1 protein-coding gene is annotated in these 1264 nt (G+C 73.8%); it reads right to left on the bottom strand.

Features of this window, described 5'->3' with window-relative positions; all coding sequences use genetic code 11:
- Positions 1-203: 203 nt before the first annotated feature.
- A complete protein-coding gene (locus tag CCN56_RS40165) occupies positions 204-1160 on the bottom strand; it encodes an NmrA/HSCARG family protein (RefSeq protein ID WP_086832497.1) in 957 nt (318 codons plus the stop codon).
- Positions 1161-1264: the final 104 nt, after the last annotated feature.

The raw sequence follows: 1264 nt of genomic DNA, 5'->3' as shown, positions 1-1264 counted from the left end.
GGCCGGGGCCCGGCCCCGGCCCGCAGCCCGGCCCGCTCCCCGGCCCGGTGCCCGGACCGGGCGGCCCCGACCCGGTGCCGCCGGCGCCACCGCAGCCCCGACCCGATCCTCCTCGACCAGGCGGCCCGCGCCCGGAGCCGGGGCCTCATCCCGGTCCGCTGCCCGGGCCGGTACCCCTGCCGGAGCCGGTCACCTGACCGCTGTCACGTCCAGGCGGTGAGCAGCCTGCCGCGGTGGCCGGCCAGCCAGGTGGCGAAGTCCTGGAGGGCCGGGTTCAGGTCGCGGACGGCGACGAGGTCCCGGGCCGCGGTGAAGCGGTGCTCGCACTCCGCGTAGAACTGGAACATGTTGCCCGACTCGTCCGCGCCCGGGAATCCCTGCGCGCGCCACTCGTCCGGGCTGAGGGGCCGGTACCGGACCGGTTCGTCGAGGGACCGGCTGAGGGCCGCGGCCATGTCGGCGACCCTGAGGTGCTCCCCGGCGATGCTGATCGTGGCGGCGATGAGGTCGGCGCCCCGCCGGAGAACCGACAGGGCGGTCCTGCCGATGTCGTCGACCGCGATGCCGGCGAGCCGGCTCCCGCCCATGGGGTAGGCGAGCTGGAAGGCACCGTCCGGGCCGCGCTGCGGGGCGAAGGCGCCGAACAGGTTCTCCCAGTAGAACGTGGCGCGCAGGAACGTGGTGGGCACCGCTTCCTCGGTGAAGTAGTGGTCCGCTTCCGCCTTGGCGTCGAAGTGCGGCACCTTGTAGTGCTCCTGGAGCGTGGGCATGCGGTCGTCGTCGAGCGGGATGCACTCCCGGGTGTCCTCGAGGGTGGACCAGACCGCGTGCTGGACGCCCGCGTGGGAGGCGGCCCGGGCGAGCGCCTGTGCCTGGGCCTTCTCGCGTTCCGCGGACAGGTGCTCCCAGAAGTTGGTGACGAGGAACGCGCCGTACGCGTGCTCGAAGGCCGGCGCGAGGCTGGCCGGATCGTCCATGTCGGCCTGGACGATGTCGTCGACACCGAGGCGCTTCAGCTCCTGGGCGGCCTCCCCTTCGGGGTGGCGGGTGACGGCGCGTACCGTGAACCCGCCCTCGCGGTCGGCGAGGACGGCCCGCACGAGTCCGCCGCCCTGCCTACCGGTCGCTCCGATCACCGTGATGATCTTCTTCTCGGTCATGGCTCGATCGCCTCGCACCTCGGACTCGTGATTCGGCCGCTGTCGTCCGTCCCGCTTGCCGTCCGTCCTATCCGCCCCCGCCCTCCCGCTTGTCCTCGTCGACG

The organism is Streptomyces sp. NRRL B-24572 (assembly GCF_002156145.1).
Taxonomy (GTDB): domain Bacteria; phylum Actinomycetota; class Actinomycetes; order Streptomycetales; family Streptomycetaceae; genus Streptomyces; species Streptomyces vietnamensis.
This window is presented reverse-complemented; position numbering and strand designations above follow the sequence as displayed.